The sequence below is a fragment of the Colwellia asteriadis genome (assembly GCF_039523295.1).
In the GTDB taxonomy this organism is placed as follows: domain Bacteria; phylum Pseudomonadota; class Gammaproteobacteria; order Enterobacterales; family Alteromonadaceae; genus Colwellia; species Colwellia asteriadis.
The window spans coordinates 90,103-113,559 of the sequence record NZ_BAAAFA010000012.1; the positions used below are offsets into that span (position 1 = coordinate 90,103).

The 23,457-nt window shown below is 38.0% G+C and carries 20 protein-coding genes; 16 read left to right on the forward strand and 4 right to left on the reverse strand.

Going from position 1 to position 23,457, the window contains the following annotated elements:
* Positions 1-1,119 (forward strand): acetyltransferase domain-containing protein, encoded by a 1,119-nt coding sequence (locus tag ABD005_RS16280; RefSeq protein ID WP_343818747.1) that lies wholly within the window; start codon positions 1-3, stop codon positions 1,117-1,119.
* Between the two features lie 110 nt (positions 1,120-1,229).
* On the opposite strand, the gene argE is transcribed toward ABD005_RS16280, so the two are convergent.
* Positions 1,230-2,396, reverse strand: a complete 1,167-nt coding sequence (gene argE / locus ABD005_RS16285; protein ID WP_343818748.1) for an acetylornithine deacetylase — start codon at positions 2,394-2,396, stop codon at positions 1,230-1,232.
* A gap of 124 nt (positions 2,397-2,520) precedes the next feature.
* On the opposite strand from argE, the gene argC reads away from it, so the two are divergent.
* From argC to argA, 6 genes are all read left to right on the forward strand, one after another.
* Positions 2,521-3,600, forward strand: coding sequence for an N-acetyl-gamma-glutamyl-phosphate reductase (gene argC, locus ABD005_RS16290; protein ID WP_343818749.1), 1,080 nt, complete (start codon positions 2,521-2,523; stop codon positions 3,598-3,600).
* Positions 3,601-3,609: 9 nt separating this feature from the next.
* Positions 3,610-4,413, forward strand: coding sequence for an acetylglutamate kinase (argB, locus tag ABD005_RS16295; RefSeq protein WP_343818750.1), 804 nt, complete (start codon positions 3,610-3,612; stop codon positions 4,411-4,413).
* A gap of 59 nt (positions 4,414-4,472) precedes the next feature.
* Entirely contained in the window at positions 4,473-5,411 is a 939-nt protein-coding gene (locus tag ABD005_RS16300; protein WP_343818752.1) for an ornithine carbamoyltransferase, read from the forward strand.
* Between the two features lie 107 nt (positions 5,412-5,518).
* Positions 5,519-6,787 carry an argininosuccinate synthase gene (locus ABD005_RS16305; RefSeq protein WP_215979420.1) on the forward strand — a complete coding sequence of 423 codons (1,269 nt, stop codon included), beginning with the start codon at positions 5,519-5,521 and terminating at the stop codon, positions 6,785-6,787.
* A gap of 2 nt (positions 6,788-6,789) precedes the next feature.
* Positions 6,790-8,733: an argininosuccinate lyase gene (gene argH / locus ABD005_RS16310; protein ID WP_215979421.1), complete on the forward strand. Its 1,944-nt coding sequence runs from the start codon at positions 6,790-6,792 to the stop codon at positions 8,731-8,733.
* A gap of 37 nt (positions 8,734-8,770) precedes the next feature.
* A complete protein-coding gene (argA, locus tag ABD005_RS16315) occupies positions 8,771-10,078 on the forward strand; it encodes an amino-acid N-acetyltransferase (protein ID WP_215979422.1) in 1,308 nt (435 codons plus the stop codon).
* A 129-nt stretch (positions 10,079-10,207) separates the two neighbouring features.
* On the opposite strand, the gene ABD005_RS16320 is transcribed toward argA, so the two are convergent.
* Positions 10,208-12,847, reverse strand: coding sequence for a penicillin-binding protein 1A (locus tag ABD005_RS16320; protein WP_425544912.1), 2,640 nt, complete (start codon positions 12,845-12,847; stop codon positions 10,208-10,210).
* Between the two features lie 123 nt (positions 12,848-12,970).
* On the opposite strand from ABD005_RS16320, the gene ABD005_RS16325 reads away from it, so the two are divergent.
* The 9 genes from ABD005_RS16325 to ABD005_RS16365 all read left to right on the forward strand — a co-directional run bounded on the left by ABD005_RS16325 (position 12,971) and on the right by ABD005_RS16365 (position 22,012).
* Positions 12,971-14,050 (forward strand): pilus assembly protein PilM, encoded by a 1,080-nt coding sequence (locus ABD005_RS16325; RefSeq protein WP_215979424.1) that lies wholly within the window; start codon positions 12,971-12,973, stop codon positions 14,048-14,050.
* Entirely contained in the window at positions 14,038-14,613 is a 576-nt protein-coding gene (locus ABD005_RS16330; RefSeq protein ID WP_215979425.1) for a PilN domain-containing protein, read from the forward strand. Before ABD005_RS16325 ends, ABD005_RS16330 begins: the two co-directional genes overlap by 13 nt.
* Before the next feature lie 11 nt (positions 14,614-14,624).
* Positions 14,625-15,221 (forward strand): type IV pilus inner membrane component PilO, encoded by a 597-nt coding sequence (locus tag ABD005_RS16335; protein ID WP_343818757.1) that lies wholly within the window; start codon positions 14,625-14,627, stop codon positions 15,219-15,221.
* Positions 15,218-15,763 carry a pilus assembly protein PilP gene (locus ABD005_RS16340; RefSeq protein WP_343818758.1) on the forward strand — a complete coding sequence of 182 codons (546 nt, stop codon included), beginning with the start codon at positions 15,218-15,220 and terminating at the stop codon, positions 15,761-15,763. Before ABD005_RS16335 ends, ABD005_RS16340 begins: the two co-directional genes overlap by 4 nt.
* 11 nt (positions 15,764-15,774) lie before the next feature.
* Entirely contained in the window at positions 15,775-17,844 is a 2,070-nt protein-coding gene (locus ABD005_RS16345) for a type IV pilus secretin PilQ (protein ID WP_343818759.1), read from the forward strand.
* A gap of 240 nt (positions 17,845-18,084) precedes the next feature.
* Positions 18,085-18,603: a shikimate kinase AroK gene (gene aroK / locus ABD005_RS16350; RefSeq protein WP_215979429.1), complete on the forward strand. Its 519-nt coding sequence runs from the start codon at positions 18,085-18,087 to the stop codon at positions 18,601-18,603.
* A gap of 58 nt (positions 18,604-18,661) precedes the next feature.
* Positions 18,662-19,726, forward strand: a complete 1,065-nt coding sequence (gene aroB, locus ABD005_RS16355) for a 3-dehydroquinate synthase (RefSeq protein WP_343818760.1) — start codon at positions 18,662-18,664, stop codon at positions 19,724-19,726.
* Positions 19,727-19,786: 60 nt separating this feature from the next.
* On the forward strand, positions 19,787-21,139 hold the full coding sequence (locus ABD005_RS16360) for an SPOR domain-containing protein (RefSeq protein WP_343818761.1): 1,353 nt from the start codon (positions 19,787-19,789) through the stop codon (positions 21,137-21,139).
* 54 nt (positions 21,140-21,193) lie between these two features.
* Entirely contained in the window at positions 21,194-22,012 is an 819-nt protein-coding gene (locus ABD005_RS16365) for a Dam family site-specific DNA-(adenine-N6)-methyltransferase (RefSeq protein ID WP_215979432.1), read from the forward strand.
* 40 nt (positions 22,013-22,052) lie between these two features.
* Here the strand turns inward: ABD005_RS16365 and ABD005_RS16370 are convergent, their stop codons facing one another.
* Entirely contained in the window at positions 22,053-22,241 is a 189-nt protein-coding gene (locus ABD005_RS16370) for a DUF2970 domain-containing protein (RefSeq protein ID WP_343818762.1), read from the reverse strand.
* Between the two features lie 444 nt (positions 22,242-22,685).
* Positions 22,686-23,360, reverse strand: a complete 675-nt coding sequence (locus ABD005_RS16375) for a TorF family putative porin (protein ID WP_343818763.1) — start codon at positions 23,358-23,360, stop codon at positions 22,686-22,688.
* Between the last annotated feature and the right edge of the window lie 97 nt (positions 23,361-23,457).

A 23,457-nucleotide genomic window follows, 5' to 3' on the forward strand; every position in this document is an offset into this window, starting at 1 on the left:
ATGGTTAAGTCAACACGTATATCGGCTATCGATTGGATGAGAGGCTTTGTGATGATTATCATGGTGCTTGATCACGTTTCAATGGCCTATAATGCCGGTCATATATCAAATGATTCCGCAGCCAATTATACCGTGGGAGACCCATTACCAGCGTTTGAGTTTTTTACCCGTTGGATCAGCCATATTTGTGCACCTGTTTTTGTATTCTTAGCCGGCACTGCATTGGCTATTAGCGTTGAGCGTAAGGTTGCTCGTGGCATTGATAGTAAAGGCATCGATAAAGATATTTTATTGCGAGGGGCTTTTATTGCCTTGTTAGATCCAACAATCACGTCATTTTTCTCAGGTAAACTTACTTTTCAAGTGTTATATGCTATTGGAGTCGCAATGATGTGTATGGCATTTTTCCGTCGCTTATCAAGCACACAATTACTTGTTATTGCGCTGGCGTGGATTATTGGTGGTGAATTAGTTACCGCACAATTTTGGTTTGCTCACGGACAGGAGCAATCAATAATAGTTGCCTTACTAGTGGGTAAGTACAATACCGCTGATTTAAGTATTTCTTATGCCGCTGTGCCTTGGTTGTCCGTGATGATTTTAGGCTGGGTATTCGGACGCTATATTCTTGATTTTGGTGAAGGTAAGATAAAAACCTCACCAGCGAAACTATTGTTTACTTTAGGGAGCTTTTTAATAATAAGCTTTGTGGCGGTACGTTATTTTAATGACTACGGTAATATGTTTTTGTATCGAGAGGACTTTAGCTGGCAGCAATGGTTACACGTAAGTAAATACCCACCATCTATTAGTTTTATTACCTTAGAGTTAGGTTTGATGGCGATTATTTTAGCAACGATGATGAAAATAGAACAACGCATCGGTACTCGACCTAATGGTGTTTTGTTAGTATTTGGGCAAACGTCGATGATGTTTTATTTAGTGCATCGTATTTTTTTAACGGGTACAGCTACATACGGTGGTTTAGATAACTTTACCAATCTCACAAATACCTACATTATTACGGGAGTGTTATTGTTACTGCTTTATCCGTTTTGTTTGTGGTATCGAGGTTTTAAGAAGAAACACCCAGACTCTATTGCATTGAAATACTTGTAACATTAAGTTTTTATTACACCACAATAATCACGATCAATAATAAAAAAATGGCACGTATAAAACGTGCCATTTTTTCTTAAGAACTATAACAAGAGCGTAAATAACCCAGGTTAACTAAGACAATAACGCTGAATCATCGAGAGCAAAATTTTCTCGGTTTTATCTATTTCACTATGAGCTAAAAATTCATTAGGCTGGTGAGCTTGATCAATAGAGCCCGGTCCCATTACTATGGTTTGACAGCCAAGTTGCTGAATATAAGGTGCTTCAGTTGCATAGTTTACTGCACAGCAACTATGGCCACTAATTTCTTCGGCAACACTAATAAAGCACTCACTAATTGATTGCTCTTGCTTCTTTTGCTCAAAGCTCGGTGAACTTGGGTGCATCTCTTCAAATGTAATACGACCGGGATATTGCTCTGCTAGTGGTTTTAAGGCATCGCTTAGCCAGTTAATTAATTCAGCATCACTCATACCCGGTAGTGAACGTAAATCAATGTCTAAATGGCAGTGGCCACAAATTCTATTGGCATTATCTCCGCCTGAAATGGCACCTAAATTAAGTGTTGGTGCCGGTACATCAAAAGCATCATTTTTATAGTTTGTATCAAACGTTTCTTTTAATTTGATTAACTGACCAATGACTTTATACATAATCTCTATGGCGTTAATGCCTAAGTTAGGCTTACTTGAGTGACCCGACTTACCTTCAACACTAATTCGATGCGACATATGACCTTTGTGCATCACTACAGGCACTAAATTGGTTGGCTCACCAATAATGGCCACGTCAGGTTTTATATGTTGATTTTTCGCGAAAAATCGAGCTCCTGCCATAGTGGTTTCTTCATCGGCAGTGGCAAGTATATAAAGAGGTTTTTTGAGCTGTTTTGCATTCAAGTCCTTAGTGACTTGCAGAATAAACGCAAAAAAACCTTTCATGTCACAGGTACCTAAACCAAAAAACTTGTCATCTTGATTTAATACTTGATGCGGGTTTGACTGCCAACGATTTTCATCAAAAGGCACGGTATCGCTATGGCCAGCTAATAACAAACCGCCTTCACCATTACCTAACTTAGCGAGTAAGTTAAATTTATTACTTGTATCAGGTACAGCTTGTATATCAATGGTAAAACCTAATTGCTCAAACCAAGTAGCAAGTAATTGAATAACCTCTAAATTACCTTGATCCCAACTTGGTAATGTAGAGCTAATAGAAGAGCAGGCTATTAATTGCGAGAGGCTATCGGTGAAATTAGGTAATGATGTCATGACATATCTCAAAAAATTGGAATAAAAGCTTAAATAGTTATGCTAATTAGTTGCATAACTACCCACCTAGTGTTAACTTAGCATTATAGTGTAAATAACATACTTTGATAAGGCTACATCAAAAATGGCAAAGGCTAGATTAGATTCGAATAACAGTATGCAAAAAGTGGCAGTAATTGGTGCTAGTGGTTACGCTGGCGCTGAGCTTGTGGGCTTACTGTGCCAGCATGATGGCGTATCTATAGAACATTTAGTAGTTTCTGAAAATAGCAGCTCAGAAGGGAAACTTTTTAGTGATTTACATGGGCGTTTTAAAACCCTTTGTGATTTACCTCTAGAAGCGTTTTCTGCTAGTTGGTTTGATTGTTGTGCCGTGCATTTAGATGCAGTCTTTTTTGCAACACCACATGAGTTTAGTGCTGATTGGGCACAAGCTTTTGTTGATGCAGGCGTAAAGGTTTTTGATTTGTCAGGCGGTTTTCGTTTGAAAGAGTCAACAGACTACCCTAAATATTACGGCTTTGAACATGCCAATATTGATGCACTAAATAGCGCACAATATGGTTTAGCGGAGTGGCAAGAAACAGACATTGCACAAACTAACTTAATTGCTGTACCTGGTTGTTATCCAACGGCGAGTTTATTAGGGCTTAAGCCAATAACCATTAATAAGTTACATGTTGAGAACTCTTTAATTGTTGTTAACGGTATTAGCGGTGTTAGTGGGGCAGGAAGAAGTGCAAGTTTAGCAACCAACTTTAATGAAGTGAGTTTGAAAGCCTACAATGTTTTACAGCATAGACACCAACCTGAAATATCACAAGAAGCACATGCTAGCGTGATTTTTAACCCGCACCTTGCGCCTTATAAAAGGGGGTTAATGGCAACGGTTACTATGCAATTGAAAGAAGAAGTGAGTGCTAAACAGGTTGATATGGCTTTTCAGCAGGCTTATGGCGATAAACCTTTAATTAGAATGGTTGGTGCGTGGCCAGAAATTGCGAATGTTGAATATAGCCCTTTTGCTGATATTCATTGGCAAGTGGATGAAGAAAAACATGTGGTTGTAGTGAGTTGTGCTATAGATAACTTACTCAAAGGCGCTGCTTCACAAGCCTTACAGTGTTTTAATATTTCATTAGGTTTACCTAGTGAATACTCAATGCTATCGGTAACAGCCGCTAGTTCAAATGTAAAAAACTAGAGCATACTAATGAATACATTCTCAACCACAAGTAAAACAACAGCAACTAAGCCTTTAGTGATTAAAATTGGTGGCGCAATTCTTGAGAAAGAATCAGCTTTACAAGCTTTGTTAGCGGTTATTGCAAAGCTGCGTAACAAGCAAGTGGTGTTAGTACATGGCGGTGGCTGTGTGGTTGATGAAATGCTAGCCCAAGCAGGTTTTACCACAGAAAAAAAGCATGGCTTGCGTGTAACACCCAGTGAGCAAATGTCTATTATTAGCGGTGCTTTAGCAGGTACTGTGAATAAGTCTATTGTTGCTACGGCTAATAGCATGGGACTTATGGCGGTTGGTTTATCATTGAATGATGGCGATATGGTTAGCTGTGAATTATCCCTATTAGAATTAGGCTTTGTTGGTGTTCCTAAAACCAATAATAGTAAATTATTAGACAGCTTACTTAAAACTGAATTTCTTCCCGTGATCTCATCTATTGGCGCTTTGCCTAGTGGTGAGCTGGTAAATGTTAATGCTGATGATGCTGCCGTTGCTATTTGTCAATTATTGAATGCTGAGCTATTACTACTTACCGATGTTAATGGCGTAAAAGGTAGTGATGGTGAGTATTTATCATCACTTGATCATGAGCAAGCTCACAGCCTTATTAATGAAGGTGTTATTGCTGGCGGTATGACCGCTAAAGTGAATGCTGCGTTACATGCGGCTAAACAATTACGACGAAGTATCGCGGTTGCCAGTTGGCAATCGCCAGAGCAAATTATGCAATTGCTTGATGGCCAAGGTGTGGGTACACAAATTCAACCTCATTAGGTTGCAAGGCTCACCAACTTATATCAAAGCTGTTATTTACTAATTTAGAGAAAATACTTATGTCGACTTCTACAAATACCAACAAATTAGCACATTTTTTAGCTGACGATCAGTTAACAAAAGTGCAATTATTAGCCTTAATTGATTTAGCAATAAAAATTAAAAAATCACCACAACAGTATAATCAAATACTTGCGGGTAAATCTGTGGCAATGATTTTCGAAAAACCATCACTAAGAACTCACGTTAGTTTTGATATGGGTATCAATAAGCTCGGTGGACACGCACTTTACTTAGGCCAGCAAAATGGCAAGTTAGGTGAGCGTGAACGGGTCAGTGATTATGCAAAAAATTTATCATGTTTTGCTGATTTAATTGTCGCGCGTGTCTTTAGCCATGATGCTATTCAAGACTTAGCTGAACATGCAAGTGTTCCGGTGGTTAACGCATTATGTGATTTATTCCACCCTTGTCAGGCACTCGCAGACTTTGTCACCTTAACTGAGCAGTTTGGCGATTTATCAACGGTAAAATTAGCTTATGTTGGCGATGGTAATAACGTTTCAAATTCATTGATGATTATGGCGGCTACTTTAGGGGTCGATTTTACGTTAGTAACACCTCAAGGGCATGAAGCAACTGCAGCAATGATCAGTAAAGCCGAACAGTTAGCCCTTAAGTCAGGCAGTAAATTTACTTGCACTACTGATATTAATGTTATTGGTAATCAAGATGTTATTTATACCGACACTTGGGTATCGATGGGTGATGAAGATGCCAGTAAAAAAGCGGCCATTTTAGCGAAGTTTTCGCCTTATCAAGTGAACCATGAATTAATGGAAAAAGCCGATGCAAGTATTGTAATGCATTGTCAGCCAGCACATTTAGAAGAAGAGATTACCACGGCATTATTTGATAGTGCAATGTCAGTAGTCTTTCAACAAGCAGAAAACAGAATGTGGGCGCAAAACGCAGTATTAGTTTCTTTGTTCAGCTAATTTAGCTAACAGAGAAAAATAGAGATATTAACGTAGAAAACCACATAACCCAGTTAATGATTTTAATTGTTAACTTAACAAATTAAACAAATTTTAGAGAGAAAATCATGGCATTAGCAGCAAAGAAAAAAATTAAAAAAGTCGTTCTGGCTTATTCTGGCGGTTTAGATACTTCAGCGATCATTCCGTGGTTAAAAGAAAATTATGAAGGCTGTGAAGTTGTCGCTTTTTGTGCGGATGTCGGTCAAGGCGAAGAAGAGCTTGAAGGCATTAAAGAAAAAGCTATAGCATCGGGCGCAAGTGAGTGTCACGTTGTTGATTTAAAAGAAGAGTATGTAAAAGATTATATTTACCCAATTCTTAAAACGGGTGCAGTATACGAAGGTCAGTACTTATTAGGTACCTCAATGGCGCGTCCAGTTATTGCTAAAGCCCATGTTGAAGTGGCATTAAAAGTTGGTGCGGATGCGGTTTGTCATGGTTGTACAGGTAAAGGTAATGACCAAGTGCGTTTTGAGTCATGTTTTGCAGCGTTAGCGCCAGAGTTAACCGTTATTGCACCATGGCGTGAGTGGGACATGGTTTCTCGTGAAGATTTATTAGATTACTTAGCAGAGCGTAATATTCCTTGCTCAGCTTCATTAACTAAAATTTATAGCCGTGATGCAAACGCATGGCATATTTCTCACGAAGGTGGTGAGTTAGAAGATCCATGGTGTGAGCCATCAAAAGAAGTATGGACTATGACCGTAGATCCTATGGATGCGCCTAACACGCCTGAAAAAGTAGCGCTTAGCTTTGTAGAAGGTGAGTTAGTTGCTGTTGATGGTAAAGACTTTTCAGGTAAAAACGGAGCAGGTGCGTATGACGCATTAATGTATCTAAACGATAAAGCAGCTGCTCATGGCGTTGGTCGTATTGATATCGTTGAAAACCGTTTGGTTGGCATGAAGTCACGTGGTTGTTATGAAACTCCAGGTGGTACGGTATTAATGGCGGCATACAAAGGATTAGAAACCTTAATTTTAGATAAAGAGTCATTAAAGTACCGAGAGTCAGTTGGTCTTGAATTCTCACATGTTATTTACGATGGACGTTGGTTTACACCATTAGCTAAAGCACAGTTAGCTTCAGCGGCTTCATTTGCTGAAAAACTAACGGGCGATGTTGTGGTTAAGTTATACAAAGGTATGGCACAAGTCATTCAACGTCGTTCACCAAACAGCTTATATTCAGAAGCGTTTGCAACCTTTGGTGCTGATGATGTTTACGACCAAAAGCATGCTGAAGGCTTTATTCGTTTGTTCAGTTTATCAAGCAGAATTACAGCACTTTCTCAAGCTGACTCAGTACTTAAAGCAAGTAAGGACAAATAATTATGGCACTATGGGGCGGACGCTTTAAAGAAAAAGCGAGTGTACAGTTTAAAAAATTCAACGACTCATTACCTGTTGATTACCGTATGGCAGTACAAGATATTGTTGGTTCAATTGCGTGGGCTGAAGCGTTAACAACAGTTGACGTATTAAGTCAGGATGAATTTACTCGCTTAAAAGCAGCACTGCTTGAATTAAAAGCTTCAGTTGAAGAAAATCCTCAACAGATTTTACTTTCGGATGCTGAAGATATTCATAGCTGGGTTGAAGTTAACCTAATAGAAAAAACAGGTGATTTAGGTAAGAAGCTCCATACAGGCCGTAGCCGTAATGATCAAGTCGCTACCGACTTAAAATTATGGTGTAAAGAAACAGGGGGAGAAATTTTATTCGCCCTTGTGAGTTTACAACAAGCGCTGCTTAATTTAGCAGAGCGCGAAAGCAATACCGTATTACCTGGCTATACCCACTTACAACGTGCTCAACCCGTAACTTTTGGTCACTGGTGTTTGGCTTATGTTGAAATGTTTGACCGTGATATTGGTCGTTTAAAAGACACCCTTTATCGAGCAGACACTTCACCATTAGGATCTGGTGCTTTAGCAGGTACTGCTTACCCAATTGATCGCGATTTATTAGCGCAAAACTTAGGCTTTAGAAGTGCTACTTTAAACAGCTTAGATGCGGTTTCAGACCGAGATCATGTATTAGAGTTACTCTCTAATGCCAGCATTTCTATGATGCATCTATCGCGTTTTGCTGAAGATTTAATTTTCTACAACTCAGGGGAAGCCGGCTTTGTTGAAATGAGCGATTTAGTGAGCTCAGGTTCATCATTAATGCCGCAAAAGAAAAACCCCGATGCCTGTGAATTAATTCGTGGTAAAGCAGGGCGCGTAATGGGCTCATTGTCTGGTATGATGGTAACAATGAAAGCGTTACCATTGGCTTATAACAAAGACATGCAAGAAGACAAAGAAGGCTTATTTGACGCGCTTGATACATGGCAAGAATGTATGGAAATGGCAGTGTTGGTTGCTGATGGCTTAAAAGTTAATAGAGCTCGCACTTTAGCCGCAGCTCAACAAGGCTATGCAAACTCAACTGAACTTGCTGATTACTTAGTAAGTAAAGATGTGCCATTTCGTGAAGCGCATCACATTGTTGGCGAAGTTGTTTTAGCGGCGATAGAAGCGGATCACGCTTTAGAAGATTTTTCATTAGCACAATTGCAACAATACAGTGACAAAATTGAGCAAGATGTTTTTGGGCACTTATCCATTGAGTCATGTTTAGATAAACGTGTTGCTATTGGCGGTACTTCAAGAACTCAAGTACAAAAAGCCCTTGCTGATATTCAAGGTAATCACGATAGCTTGAATGCTCAAGTGGTAGGCGCGCCAAGTAAAATACAAATAAGCTCAGCTTTAAAACAAGTGAAGCAGCGTTTAAATGCTCAAAAGGCAGCGGCAATGTCGGTTAGACGTGCGCGGATGTCAGACGTAGATAATATTTTTGCGTTAACAGAGTTTTGGGCAGAGCAAGGCGAAATTTTACCGCGTACTCGTGACAACATTATTCACGATATTCAAAATTTTGTGGTTGCAGAGCTTGATGGAAAAGTTGTTGGCACAGCGTCACTTTATATTTATCAAACAGGTTTAGCTGAAATTCGTTCGGTTGTTATTGAACAAAATGCTCAAAAGCAAGGTCAAGGTCGAGCATTAATTCAGTACTTACTCGAGTTTGCTCATCAAATGGAATTACAGCAAGTAATTGTACTGACTTATATTCCACAGTACTTCACTAAGTTAGGCTTTAATTTAATTGATAAAAGTTCATTAGCAGACAACATTATTGAGGATAGCGAGCCTAGCCCGCATAAAGATCCCAATGATGAGGTTGCCATGCAATACATGGTTAACCGTGCAAGTATTACCCCATAACGTGCATAAGAAAGGCATAGGAAAATAATTGAAGTCTATGGACAATAATATCAACAACGTGAAATGGTTTAGAAATGCCGCGCCGTATATTAATGCGCATCGTGGTAAAACCGTTGTGTTAATGTTTGGTGGTGAGGCGGTACTACACCCTAATTTTGCTAATATCATCCATGATATTTCTTTGTTACGTAGCTTAGGCGTTAAATTGGTGGTTGTGCATGGTGCACGACCACAAATTGAAGAGCGCATGGCGCAGCGTGATATTGAGCGAAAAATAGAAAAAAATGTGCGCATTACCGACGCAGAAACTTTAGTTGCGGTGAAAGATGCAACGGGCTCGTTACGCTTACACATTGAAGCGCTACTAAGTACTGGTTTAGTTAATTCACCGATGCATGGCTCGCAAATACGTGTTAGTACAGGTAATTTTGTCATTGCTAAACCAATGGGTGTCCGTGACGGTGTAGATTATAAATACACGGGCGTTGTGCGCAGAATAGATTCTGACGGCATTAACATGCAGTTAAATTATGGCTCTATTGTATTATTGTCGCCTATTGGCTATTCACCAACCGGTGAGGTTTTTAATTTAGCCTTAGAAGATGTTGCCGCGCAAACTGCTATTGCTTTAAAAGCCGATAAATTAATTACTTTTACTGAAGATGAAGGTTTAATCGATAATACTGGGGAGTTAATCAAAAGTTGTAGTGTTAGAACGGTAAAAACTTTGCTAGATGAAAAAGACTGCCATGTACGGCAATTATTGTTACGGGCAATTATTCAAAGTGGTGAAAACGGTGTTGAACGCTGTCATTGTATTAGCTATCAAAGTGATACTGCATTACTGCAAGAGTTATTCACCCGAGATGGTGCCGGTACGTTAATTGCCAAAGATCATAAAGAGCTGATAGCCGTTGCTAGTATTGATGATGTTGCTGGTATTTTAGAATTGATACAGCCTTTGGAAGAGGAGGGGGTATTAGTTAAACGCTCTCGCGAGCTACTTGAGGTAGAAATAGGTCGTTTTATTGTGCTTAAAAAGGAAGATGTCATTATTGCATGTGCGGCATTATATCCTTACCCAGAAGTTGCTACAGGTGAAGTTGCCTGTGTGGTAATTCATCCTGATTATCGTAACGGTAATCGTGGTGAACGAGTGATGCAGGCTGTAGAGTTAGAGGCTAAAATGCAAGGTTTGTCGTCATTGTTTTTATTAACCACCGTAAGTGGACACTGGTTTAGAGAGCAAGGTTTCATCGAGAAAAATTTAGATGCGTTACCAGAAGGGAAAAAACAGATGTACAACTTTCAGCGTAATTCTCAAGTATTTATCAAACATATATAAATAGCTTGATGAGCGTTTATAAAATGAAAAGCCACTATTTGATAGTGGCTTTTTTAATGTCTTAGGTATAATTATTTATAATCAATATTTTAGATTGAATTACTTAGGCTTGATGCTTTAGATGAAGCCTTAAAATAGTTCAACTTCGGTTTTTGTTTCTGTACCATTAAGTATTTCATCACTGGTATCTTTAGTTACATATTCCGTTGGCGTTTTACCTAACCTAAAGTATTCAAACTTAGTACTTCTGTCGGTTTTATTGGTGAGTTTACCTGTTGCTTTGTCAATTCTCACTGAAACAATTTCAGTTGGTGGCTGGAAAGGCTCTATTGGTAAATCAGCCAATGCCTCTTTCATAAAAGCAATCCATGCAGGTTGTGCCGAACGCCCACCAAACTCACCGCCAACAATTTGTTCTCTGTCTAAATTGCTATTGTAAACACTCTGACCTAAGTTACGACTAGGATCATCAAAGCCAATCCAGGCCGTTGTTACTAAACGGCGAGAATAACCAGAAAACCAAGCATCTTTTGCTTCGTTGGTGGTACCTGTTTTTCCTGCGATATCACGACGTTTTAAAGCTCTAGCACGCCAGCCAGTACCTTGCCAACCATTGGCTCCAGACCAGTCTGCTTCCCAAATTGCACTATTAAGTGCTTCAGTAATTAAAAAAGCATTTTGTGCACTAATAACACGAGGTGCGCTCTTAATAACATGGGAGCTAGTATTTGATGCAGCCTCTTGTTGTAAAACTACACTTTCAGGCTCTGTCATTATTGAGTCTTCGGTGAGTTTTACATCATTATCTATATTAACCATGCTATCAAAGTTTTCATTTGTTGCATCAACAGCAGCACATGGGTTACATGCCATTAATGGATCTGCTTGGTAAATAATTTCACCTTCAGAGTTTTCAATACGATCAATGATATAAGGTGATATTAAATAACCTGTGTTAGCAAATGCAGCAAAACCTGTCGCTATTTCTAGCGGAGTTAAAGAAGCCGAGCCTAACGCAAGCGATTCATTTCTAGGTAAGTCTGAAGGAGCGAAGCCAAATTTCGTCAGATGATTAATAATACCATCGAGTCCGACACCTTGTAGTAAACGTACTGCAATAACGTTTTTTGATTGGGCTAATGCTTGGCGCATTCGAATAGGACCAATATATTCTTCGGGAGAGTTTTTAGGGCGCCATACATCATCACCACTTTTATCCCATTGGTTAATTGGCGCATCATTAAGGATTGAGGCTAGGGTATAACCTTGCTCAAGCGCAGCAGAATAAATAAAAGGTTTAATGTTAGAACCAACTTGGCGCTTAGCTTGAGTGACTCGATTAAACTGACTCTTTTTAAAGCTAAACCCACCGACAATGGCTTTGATAGCCCCGTCATCTGGAGACATTGACACCATTGCTGAGCTCGCTTGCGGTAATTGGCTTAAGTGGTAGTTAGCATCACTGTCTTTTTGCACTAAAATAACATCGCCGTAAGTGAGTATTTCATTCGCACTTTTAGGGGGGGAGCCTTGTTTTCTATCATTAATAAAAGCACGTGCCCAATGCATTCCTTCCCAAGGAATTGTGCCTTGCTCATTATTAAGCAGTGCAATTTTTGCAGAATTTTCTAAAACAGTGGTGACAACCGCAGGTACAAGGCCTTGATCATACTCAACTTGTGTTAAGGCTTGATTAATTTCATCTAGCGTAAGTTCATCTACTTCTGATGTATTGATATTTGTATCATGAGGAGCATTGCTTGAGTTATTATTTTCAGTTTGTTTTCTTAAGTTTGGGCGTAAAGATAAAATTGGTCCGCGGTAGCCGTGGCGTTGATCATAGCTTAATAAGTTATTAGTCACTGCGGTGTCAGCTGCGTTTTGCAATTTACTATTAATAGTAGTGAAAACATTGTAGCCGTTTGTATAAGCCGCTTCTTTACCGTAAAGCGCTATCATTTTTTGATGCGCCATCTCAGCAGCATAAGGTGCTGATAACTCAATTTGTGCGCCATGTCTTTCGCCCGTAATTGGGGCAGCATTGGCTTCTTGATATGTCGCTTCATCAATATAACCACTTACGAGCATACGGTGTAAAACTACAGAGCGTCGCGCTAATGCACGCTCAGGGGAACGTATCGGATTAAGCGTTGAAGGGGCTTTAGGTAAACCCGCTAATACAGCTATTTGCGGTAATGTTAGCTCATTAATCTCTTTACCATAATACACTTGCGCAGCAGCGCCAAAACCAAATGAACGGTGACCTAATTCGATTTTATTAATGTACAGCATTAATATTTCATCTTTAGTGAGTAAGCTCTCGATATGAAAAGAAAGAAAAATTTCACGAATCTTTCGGGTGTAAGTAACCTCACGAGTAAGAAAAAAGTTACGAGCAACTTGCATGGTAATAGTACTTGCGCCGCCTTTATCTTGCCCCATTAACTTGGCAAGAACCGCTCTACCCATACCAATTGGGTCAACACCAAAATGTAAGTAAAAACGGTCATCTTCAGTGGCTAATAAAGCGTCTATCAGTTGTTGAGGAACTTGCTCTAACGTTAATGGAATACGTTTTTTCTCACCAAACTGAGAAATGAGTAAACCATCGTGCGTATAAATTTTCATGGGAGTTTGCCATTGAATATCCTTTAAAGAATTAACATCGGGCAATTCATCACGCATACTTAAATAAAGAGCGATAGCAGCAATAAATACTAAAGTTGCCATTACAAGGCTGATTTTTAATAAATTCTTAAGAGAAAACACAAAAAACTCATTTTATAGTTAAAAATGTAAGATAATACTAGTATATCGTGTAAAAGCATGTAATAAATGTATTTATACGTATTTTACGTCTAAAATAATTACAAAAAATATTTGCGGGTTCTTATGCTGGACAATTTATGGAAAAAGAAAGTCCCGATGATGGTTGGGATTGATATAGGCTCACATTCAGTAAAAGCTGTGTTATTAAGTCAAGGTGCTGAAGGATATATTCTAGAAGATTATGCCATTGAGCCGATGGCGCGTGGCGCTGTAATCGATCGTGAAATTCAAGATATTGAAGCGGTTGGTAGTGTGATTGAAAAAATAAGAAAAAAAATATCACTCAAAGCAACAGACGCAGCAGCAGCTGTTTCAGGGCAAACGGTTATTACCAAAGTTATTTATATGGATGTTGCATTAAATGAGGAAGAGCTGGCTAGCCAAATAGAAATAGAGGCTGATAGCTTAATCCCCTTCCCATTAGATGAGGTCAGCCTTGATTTTGAAACTTTGGATATTAATGAATCTGATCCCAGTAAAGTTAATGTCTTGTTAAGTGCAGCGCGTACTGAGTCGGTTGAGGCTAGAGTTGCGGCCTTAGAAGCTGGAGATTTTTCAGCAAAAGTTATCGATGTTGAATCTTATGCCGTAGGGCGTTCATATGACTTATGCCTATCTCAACTTCCAGAAGATGCCGAGGATAAAGTTGTTGCAATTGTCGATATTGGGGCAACGGTTACTTTATTTTCTGTTACTCAACAAGGTAAACACATTTATAGCCGCGATCAAATGTTTGGTGGTGAGCAATATACGCGTTCGATCGTCTCTTACTATAATAAATCTTTTGATGATGCGGAAAGAGCAAAGGTAAGTAACGACTTACCTCCTAATTATACATTTGAAGTGCTCGCTCCTTTTCATACTGTACTGATGCAGCAAATTCGCCGTGCTATTCAAATGTTTTTAACAACTAGTGGCCAAACAAAAGTCGATTACTTGTTGATTTCAGGTGGTACGGCAAAACTTGAAGGGGTTGAAGCGCTATTATCGGAAGAAATAGGTATTTATACCGTTATTGCTAACCCTTTTCACGGCATGGCTTTAGGTTCATCAGTTAATAGTGAAGAGCTTGCTATTGTTGCACCGCAATTAATGGTTGCAACAGGTTTAGCGTTAAGGAGTTTTACCCCATGGCACATATAAATCTACTCCCTTGGCGTGAAGCCTCACTAAAAAGAAAAAAGAAAGAGTATTTTACTATTTTAACGGCGGTAGGTTTAACTGCTCTAGCGTTAGTTTTAATTGTTAATTTTTACTATCAAGCGCGAATTGACGGACAAAATAGTCGTAATCAATTTCTCAAAAACGAAATAGCGCAACTTGACATTCAAATTAGCGAGATAAGAACACTTAATGAAAAAAAAGATGCCTTACAAAAACGTATCGATGTAATTGAACAATTACAACGTAGCCGAAACGTGGGTACTCAAGTACTTGATGAAATAGCAAAAATAGTGCCTAATGGCATCTATATTACCCAGCTTGAAAAGCAAGGGAATGTTATTTATTTAACAGGAAAGAGCGAATCTAATAACCATTTAGCTAATATGATACGCGCTATTGAACTATCTGATTTATTTACAGATGCAACACCAGAGTCAATTACTGCTGATGATGATTCACCGAAATTGCTAAGTAGCTTTAAAATGAAAGTAAGAATTAAAGGCTTAATTGCAAATCCAAGTGCAACATTGGCGGCTAAATAGGGAGTTTAAAGATGAAGTTTGATGCATCGCAATTTGATAACCTCGAACTTGATAACATAGGACAGTGGCCAGCAGCGGCTAAGTTGGTATTAGCAATATTTTTAGGTGTACTTGTATTAGGCCTAGGATATATGGGGATTATTAGTAATCAATTAACCCAACTGGAACGCTCCTATGCAGAAGAGAAAACATTAAAAGATTCGTATAAAACCAAATATCATATTGCGGCTAATTTAGAGTTATTTCGCGCGCAAATGGTAGAAGCTGAAGATACTTTTGCTAATCAATTAAGAAGTTTGCCTAACAGTCATGAAACGCCTGGTTTACTTGATGATATTACTTTCATTGGTACTACAAGCGGTTTAGATTTTGTTAAATTAGAATGGCAGCCAGAAATAAGTAAAGAAATCTATATCGAGTTACCTATTGATATTGAAGTGATTGGTCCTTACCACGCTTTTGGTCAATTTGTGAGTAAAATCGCAGGGTTGCCAAGAATTGTTACTTTACATGACTTTATTATCAATATCGCTGAAAATGATAATGAAACGCTTAATTTAAAGTTACAAGCTAAGACCTACCGTTATCAAGAGGAGGTAGTTCAATGAAGCGTATAAATTACCGCTCTTTATTGATTGCGTCGATGCTATCACTGTCATTAACGGGCTGTTTTGATGATACTAAAGACATTGAAGCACATATGGAGCAAGTGAAAGCCACTACAACAAACTATATTGAGCCTATGCCTGAAGTTCATGCATTCATTCATATTGCGTATTCAGCGCAAGAGCAACGTAGCCCCTTTGTGTTGCCTAAGCCTGAAGTAATAGAACAAAAAATTCAACAAGTATCAGGTTGTTTGAGTCCTGATAGTAATCGACGTAAACAGCCATTAGAAAAATATGCACTCAGTGATTTAGTTATGAAGGGCACATTAGGTGACGAAAATAAACTTTGGGCATTATTAGAAGCTTCAGATTTAACCTTACATAGAGTTTCTATTGGTAATTATTTAGGACTCTATCATGGAAAAATTACACAAGTGAGTACAACAAAAGTAAAAATTATGGAGTTATCCCCGGATGGAGCAGGTTGTTGGGTTGAGCGTGAAGCAGAATTGGAAATTGTTAAATCAGAGCCAAATAAGTAAAGGAAATAATAATGTTATTTAATAAAATCAAAAATCACCAAGGCTTTAGCAAATTACCACTCTGTTTAGTTTTGTTACTTTGTTTTGCGGCTCATATTGTTAATGCGAATGAAAATAATGATGTTAGCCACCTCAGTGAAATATCGTATAACACGCTACAAGCTGATCAAATTGAGCTAGTTTTTAAGTTTGATCGTAGTATTAGTGAGTTACCTGAAGTAAACACTTCAATGACTCCCGCATTTGTGAAAATTAATTTTGGTGCTGCTACTTATGCTCAGCACTTACAAAAAACACTTGTTCAACATGCTGGAATTGAAGAAGTAACTATTGATACATCTACGGGTAACATGGTGGCAAGTATTCAGTTAGAGAAACTCTCAGTATTTGATGTTGCTTTAACAGATGATAAAGAATTTTCTATTACTTTTAACTCAGGTTCATCTGCAGAGGTTGTTGAGAGTTTAAGCCCTGCTGGAAAAGCATTTATTAACCAAGTTGAGTCGATTGACTTTAGATTGAATGAGAATAATGACGGACAGCTACTTATTTATCTTAGTGACAGTACATTAGCAGCAGACGTTAATGACAAGTTAGGCAAGGTGAATGTTGAATTACATAACACTAATATCAGTGATGAATTACTTTATAAACTTGATGTAACTGATTTTGGTACTGTTGTTAAAGGTATTGAAACTTTTAAAGATGGCCGTAATGCACGTTTTGTACTGGATGTTGAAAGCAACTTTACTTTCTCGCAAGAGCAAGAAGGTAATTTATTCATTTTAACCGTACAAAAAGAGGCGGAGAAAGCTCCTTCATACTTAGGTGAAACAGAAGATTTTACTGGCCGTGGCATTTCATTTAGTTTTCAAGATATCCCGGTAAGAACGGTACTGCAATTAATTGCGGATTATAACGACTTTAACTTAATAACAAGCGATACAGTAACGGGTAACATTACGCTACGTTTAGACGGTGTACCTTGGGATCAAGCATTAAGCATTATCTTAAAAGTTAAAGGTTTAGATAAGCGCATGCAAGGTAACATTTTAATGGTTGCTCCGGCGGATGAATTGGCCGCACGTGAAGCACAAACTTTACAAGCACAGCAACAAGTTGAAGAGTTAGCGCCTTTATACTCTGAATATGTACAAATCAACTATGCTAAAGCATTAGAATTTTCAGAGCTTATTAAAAATGAAGATACCAGTATTTTATCGCCACGCGGTAGTGTGTCAGTTGATGAGCGTACTAATACCTTATTAATTCGTGACACCGCTAAAAGCATTGAAGATATTAAGCGTATGGTAACTATATTAGATGTTCCTGTTCGCCAAGTAATCATTGAAGCTCGTATGGTAACGGTTAACGATGATTTAGATGAAGAGTTAGGTATACGTTGGGGTGTTACTAATACCGATGGCGAGAATATATCTTCAGGCTCTTTAGCTGGGGTAGACTCTGCACGAGGTGGTAATGTTCCTGACTTAGGCGATAGATTAAATGTAAATTTACCTGTTGTTAGTCCTGCTGGTTCTATTGCTTTTCAAGTGGCAAAACTAGCCAATGGTACAATTCTTGATTTAGAACTTTCAGCGTTAGAGAAAGAGAAAAAAGGTGAAGTTATTGCCAGTCCAAGAATTACTACCGCAAACCAAAAAGAAGCTTATATTGAGCAAGGTGTTGAAATTCCTTACCAAGAAGCTGCTTCAAGTGGTGCAACGGCAACTCAATTTAGGAAAGCCGTTTTAAGCTTAACGGTAACACCACATATCACACCTGATGATAAGATAATTCTTGATTTAGTAGTTACTCAAGACTCTATATCAGAGATACAAGTAGGCTTTGCTCCTTCAATCAATACTCAGCGTATTGGTACGCAAGTACTGGCTGACAATGGCCAAACAATCGTATTAGGTGGTATTTACCAGCAAGAGATTATTAGCAGTGTTTCTAAGGTTCCTGTACTTGGTGATATTCCTTACTTAGGTTGGATGTTTAGTTCTAAGAGTAATAGTAATCGCAAAAAAGAATTATTAATTTTTGTTACTCCGCGCATTGTCACAGAACATTTATAACATTTACTTCAATTCACTAAATAATATTCCCTTATTATTTAGTGAATTTTTAGCTTTTAAGAGTTTTTAATTAAGTTAACGGTAAACTTACTTGCAATTTGTAGTTAACAATTGCGATAATTACGCCCTTGAAATTTCCGAGGGAGACCTCTATTCCGTCAAAAGTGCTATTTTTACTATTATTTAGGTAGAAATTTCTTTTGAATGACCTGTTAACAAAACGAGTATGAAATAAATCTAATGGCAGAAAAACGTAATATTTTCCTTGTTGGCCCTATGGGTGCTGGTAAAAGTACTATAGGTAGAGAAATAGCCGACAGATTGCACCTTGAGTTTTTTGATTCTGATCAGGAAATTGAACGTCGTACTGGCGCTGATATCGCTTGGGTTTTTGATCTTGAAGGCGAGGAAGGCTTTCGTAAAAGAGAAGAAACTGTAATCGAAGACTTAAGTGAAAAACAAGGTATTGTTCTAGCTACTGGTGGTGGTTCAGTAATAAGTACTAATGTTCGCAATCGATTATCTGCTCGTGGCATTGTTGTATACCTTGAGACAACTATTGATAAGCAAGTTGCTCGTACGCAACGTGATCGTCGCCGTCCTTTATTACAAACCTCAGAAGAGCCTCGTACAGTACTCGAAAACCTTGCTGTTGAGCGTAATCCTCTTTATGAAGAAATTGCTGATATTATTGTTAAGACTGATGAGCAAAGTGCAAAAGTTGTTGCACATAACATCATTGATAAACTTGAGTTTTAATATCGAATTTTAATCTATAGCAGTTCGACTTTTATATTTTTATCATTAGTGGCACCCTATGACTACCCTGAATTTAGAGCTTGGCGAACGCAGTTACCCTATTTTTATTGAATCAGGGTTGTTACAACAAACGTCAAAATTACCCTCGTATATTGGTGGTAAAAGAGTCTGTATTGTTACTAATGATGTTGTTGCTCCGTTATACCTCGAGCAACTTAAAGCTAAACTCACTGACTTTATTGTTGATGACGTAGTGCTCCCTGATGGCGAAGCTTATAAAAACTTGGCTAGCTTTGAAGTTATTATGGCAAGTTTACTGAAAAATGAGCATGGTCGTGATACTACGCTTATTGCTTTAGGTGGTGGAGTTATTGGTGATATTACCGGCTTTGCTGCTGCGTGTTATCAACGTGGTATTAACTTTATTCAAATACCTACGACACTGCTTTCTCAAGTTGACTCTTCTGTTGGTGGTAAAACAGCAGTTAATCACCCGCTAGGTAAAAACATGATTGGTGCTTTTTACCAACCTAAAGCGGTTTTTATCGACATTGACAGCCTAACAACATTACCTGTACGCGAGTTTAATGCCGGTATGGCTGAAGTGATTAAATATGGCATTTTAGGCGATCAGCGATTTTTCATTTGGTTAGAAAATAATATCGAGGCAATCAAGTCAGGTCGAAGTGATATTTTAGCTCAAATGATAGAGACTTGCTGTCAGTGTAAAGCTGATATTGTTGCTAAAGATGAAACTGAATCAGGCTTACGCGCTTTACTCAATTTAGGTCATACCTTTGGCCATGCTATTGAAGCAGAACAAGGCTATGGTAATTGGTTGCATGGTGAAGCTGTTGCTACTGGCATGGTACTTGCTGCTAAACTAGCTGTAGCAATGAATTTGCTTGAAGAGTCAGAATATCGTCGCATAGAGTTGTTAATTTCTGCATTTGACTTACCAATTAAAGCACCGAGTAATATGGGGTTTAATGAATTTATTCAACATATGCGCAGAGATAAGAAAAACATAGCCGGTACATTACGCTTTATCGTTCCAACAGCAATCGGTAAATCGGAAATCCGTGATGATGTATCACAAGACTTACTTCAGCAAATTCTATAAATTATTTGATAGTGTCATCATAAATGACACTATCACAAATTTTCATAGAAAGGGTAAAGTATGTCTGCACTTCCAAGCAGTTCAACAGTGATTAATATAAAACCAGATAATAGCATCGCTAATATTAATGTTACGGCTCGTATTGATTATAATTTACGCTTTACTAAGCAAGCTGTACTTGTTGTAGGCGACAGTAATGATGATTATAGTCAGGTTGCTCGCCAATACCTTGTTGCCATATCAAATCAAGAAACTAACCAAGTAAATACCGCTTTTGTTTCTGCATCTTCTAAATTAAATGATATTCAGCTGCGTTGTCGCTTAATCGAACAGCTTTTCTCAAATACCTTATTTGATCCTGAGCAATCACTAGTACAAAGCGTTTTACGCTTAGCTCAGCAACAAAGTGATGTATTAACAATTATTATTGAACATGCCCAAGCGTTATCACTACAAATTAAATATGAACTATGTCAACTAGTTCAAGTAGCTAAGAAGAGCAACACGTTAATTAATGTGATTTTTTTTGGCAGCTTTGACTCAGGTAAAGAAGTCGTTGGTGATAAAACGCTATTCAAGAATAAGTTAGTGATTATTGATGCTTTAACAGGGCAACTATATAACTACGATGACCCGAAGCTGGCACCCGTAGTTAAACCGATTAAAGTACATTTATGGCAAAAAATAGTGTTAGGCTTAAGTGTTGTTTTATTAATGGCTGCTTGCTTAGCGTTATTTATTTATATTAGCGATGTAGATAATAAATCATTGTTCACACAAACAACGGTGATGGCTGATAAAGCCAGCGAAGACTCCTTTAGTAAGCCTATAGCGACTTTTATTGCTCCTATAACCGACAGTAACGATAAACAGCTAAATAAGCCTGCTACAACTGTTAATGAGGCTAATGCGACTGATATTTACCAAGCGCTTTTAAATGATACTGAATTGAAAGCGCCACAAGTCGCAAATAGTTCGGAAGTGTTCAACGCTTTATTTGCAACTACGTCAACGGCAGCGCTAGAAGAAGCGAGTGAAGATACGGAAATTCTGAGCCAAAATAATGAAGCAATTAAAGCATCAGAAACCTTAAAAAATAATACTTCAGAGGCTGGATCGTACTATGCTCAAGCAGCATTGTTAGCGCCAGAGGGGTACGTTATACAAATAGCTGGATTTTTTGATAATAAACGCTTAACTGAGTTTTTAACTACTTATGAAACAATGCCTTTACATCATTACACTAAAGATCTAAATGGTAAGGTATTTACCGTCGTTACTTCTGATAATTATGCAACCAAAGAAGATGCTAAAGCGGCAATTCAAGCTTTTCCTGATGATTTAGTAGTAAGAGACCCATGGATTAAACCCATTTCGCTTGTTCTTGCGGAAATTAATACCTTTAAAGAGTAAATCGAGCTACAATTCGCAGCGTAATTTTATTCAGATTTTAGGTTTAAGCGATTAATGAGCAAGAAGCATCGAGCATTTCTCAAGTGGGCAGGTGGTAAATATGGTCTGTCTGATGTTATTGCTAAAATGCTACCCAAAGAACAGCGTTTAATTGAACCTTTTGTTGGCGCAGGATCGGTCTTTCTAAATACCAATTACGATCATTATATTTTGAATGATATTAATCAAGACTTGATTAATTTGTACCAAATACTGCAAAAATCTCCTGATACCTTTATTGCCGACGCGCGAAAAATATTTAATCCTGAACATAATGAAGCGGACACTTATTATCAATTAAGAGCTGAATTTAACGCTAGTAAAGATAGCTACTTTCGTTCGCTTATTTTTCTTTATATGAACCGCCACGGTTATAACGGCTTATGTCGATATAATAAGTCAGGCGGTTACAATGTTCCTTTTGGTAAATATAAAAAGCCTTACTTCCCTGAAGTTGAATTAAATTTTTTTGCTGAGAAGAGCCAAAAAGCTACATTTGTTTGTGAAGGTTATCGCAAAACATTCGCTAGAGCACTGCAGGGCGATGTTATCTATTGTGATCCTCCATATGTCCCATTAAGTAAAACAGCAAGTTTTACCAGTTATTCAGGTAATGGCTTTGGTTTAGATGAGCAGGCTGATCTAGCTAATGTCGCAGAAGAAGTGAATGAAGCTAAAAATATTCCGGTATTGATTTCAAATCACGATACTATTTGGACGCGTAAGATTTATGAGCATTCAGCTAAAATAAAATCAATTCAAGTGGCTAGAACAATTAGTCAAAATGCAGGGCAGCGTAAAAAGGTTGCTGAATTATTGGCTTTGTATAAGTAACCTGAGCTCGGGATAGTAAACCCTAAACTGAACTTTCGAGTTAACTATTTACTAAGACTAACTGCACAATTAAAACAAGCGATGCAATAAATGCAATCGTCAATATTACGCCTGCAATAATAAAGTGGGATAGCTTTCCTTGAGTAAAGTCTTTTTCTCGGTTGCTATTGCTTTGCACTCCAAAAAAGGCAGCGAATACACTCTTAAATATTTGTTTAGCATTTCTCATAGTAGTTTACCGCTTAACTATTTTTAATTAATCAAAACTATAATGTACTAACTCTATTAAATCTAAAAATTGTCGGTGAGTTGACTTACTCTCTCCAGCAAACCATGCCCACCAGCTTTTGTTGGGCCTATAAACGGCATTACAGGGATGGTTACTGTGACTTAATGGTAATTCAGACTTCAGTGTAGTGCAGATTGTAAGTGTGTTTTCATATTGAGTTTGCTTGGCGTGAATATTATTACGCTATAACGATAAGTGCAAGATAAAGTTAATGCAATAATAAAGACTAAACAGAGTCTTTTAGGCTTGGTTAAAGTTATATCTGCCAGCATCCGTATTGACATGATTTACTCTATTACATAAAAAAGGTGTGATCGATTATAACCGAATCACACCTTTATGTCTTTGTTTGAATTTTATACTAATTTGTATCTTTAATTATTTTTATAAATCAATATCTATACTGTAAGCAATATAGGCTTTTATATCGCCTGCAGCACCATCTAAATCCGTTGCTGATGCACCTAAGGTAAAGCCTGATTTGTTAAAGCTTACACCATAATCAATAGAATCTTCACTAAGCCAATCACCAGAGTATGAGCCTAAATGCAGGGTGATGTCGGCATCGTTTGCTAAAGCAAAACTGTAATCAGCACTGGCGTATATAGTGTCACCTACATCAGCTCCTTCACCAGAGGTTAATACGGCTACCCCTAAAGTCAGTGCTTCAAAAGTTACGCTGGCATAAACTTCAGAAAAATCGGCATCACCTGTAGTTTCATCTGGGTAAGCATAATAAATAAAGCCGACATCATAAGATAAACTGTCATTAATATCTGCAGAGTAACCACCATATAAATCTAACTCATAGCTCATATCATTGTTAGCCCAGTCGGCATTAGACACCCAAGTGCCAGCATAAAACCCTGAGCTATCTTCGTAATCAATACCACCTGATATTGCGGCAGAGCCATTAGTTTGTTCTAAACCGCGCCATAAATAATTTGAAGTAGCGCCAACATTAGCAGATAGGCCTTCAGTTGCCTGTGCAGTGTTAGAGATAGCGAGAGTACTGAAAACCAAACCAGTTAACGTAATAGGTAAAAGTATACTTTTCATATTATATTCCTAAGTGTTTATGTTGACGTTAAGTTTTATTCTAGTTACAGATAGAGCAAAAATAATGCCTATGAAAAAAAATAAGTAATATAAAAAA